Source organism: Variovorax sp. 20P10.2.4, assembly GCF_058244205.1.
Genome location: NZ_JBZAYE010001133.1, coordinates 1 through 1,273, shown reverse-complemented (window position 1 = coordinate 1,273; position 1,273 = coordinate 1). Strand labels below are relative to the sequence as shown.

Annotated in this window: 1 protein-coding gene; it reads left to right on the top strand. The window is 69.6% G+C overall.

Features of this window, described 5'->3' with window-relative positions; all coding sequences use genetic code 11:
• Positions 1-229 precede the first annotated feature (229 nt).
• The coding region (locus AC27VN_RS41730; RefSeq protein WP_490880550.1) for an AraC family transcriptional regulator at positions 230-1,273 on the top strand (1,044 nt) is incomplete at its 3' end.

The window sequence follows — 1,273 nt, the reverse complement described above, 5'->3', positions numbered from 1 at the left end:
GCGATGCCGAGGGAAAGGATGCGTGCCGGCCGCGCAAGCGGCGGCGCGGTTCGCGTCGAACCGAGCGTTTGTCTCATGGTGTTCTTCTTTCGTGGGACGGATGATGTCGACGCGCACGGCCTGATCGAGCCCTCGCCGCACGGCGTCGGCTTCACTCTATGCAGCGCATGCGGTCCCGTGTTCTCCGATCGCGCCAACTTCATTTGCCAATCACGCCATGTCTCACGCCATGCCCATGCCTTCCGCCGCGGGATCCGCTTCAACGGCCTTCGCGGGCCGGCCCACCTTGCCGATCTCCTACGTCAGGGATTTCCTCGCGGGACTGCCGATCGATGCGCCGACCCTGCACGGCATGCTGCACCTGGCCACGATCTCGCCCACGCTGCTCGCACAGCGGCATGGCCGCGTCACCGAGGAGCAGTTCGCCGAGCTGTTCCGCAGCGTGGCGCTGCACATGGACGACGAGATGCCCGGGCTCTACGCGCGGCCGCTGCGCTGCGGCACGCTCAAGGTGCTGAGCATCCTGATGCTCGATGCACCCACCTTGCAGGTCGCCATCAAGCGATGGATGCAGTTCAACCGCGTGCTCGACGACGGCTCGGTGTTCACCCTGCACCGCGACGAACGCGAGGCCGTGATCCGCATCGATGCCTATCCGCGCCAGGCCCGCAGCGCGCGCCTGGTGCAGGAGCTGCACATGAAGCTGGTGCACGGCCTGTGCTCGTGGATCATCGGCGCGCGCATCGAACTCGAGCGCATCGACTTCGGCTTCGCGCGGCCCGACGATGCCGCCGACTACCTCTTCATGTTCCCCGGCCCCGCGCGCTTCGGGCAGCCCGTCACGGCCATGGTCTTCGACCCGAAGTACCTCGACCGGCCGGTGCGCCGCCGCTCCAGCCTCGAGCTGCGCGACCTGCTGCATCGCGCGCCGCTCGACTGGCTGTTCGTGCCGCCGAGCGCCGACAGCGCCGCGCATCGCGTGCGCGGCTGGCTGCAGGCACGGCTCGGCGAGGACTGCGACATCGCCCACGTGGCGGGTGCCTTCGGCCTGTCGGCGCGCACCCTCGTGCGGCATCTGCAGGCCGAGGGCGCGACCTTCCAGGACATCAAGGACGCGCTGCGCCGCGACGTCGCCATCGAGCGGCTCACGCGCGGCTCCGAGCCGCTGATCTCGATCGCCTCGGACCTCGGCTTCTCGAGCGTGGCCGCCTTCCACCGCGCCTTCCGGCGCTGGACCGGCGGCACGCCGGGCGACTACCGCGAAGGCGGCGAA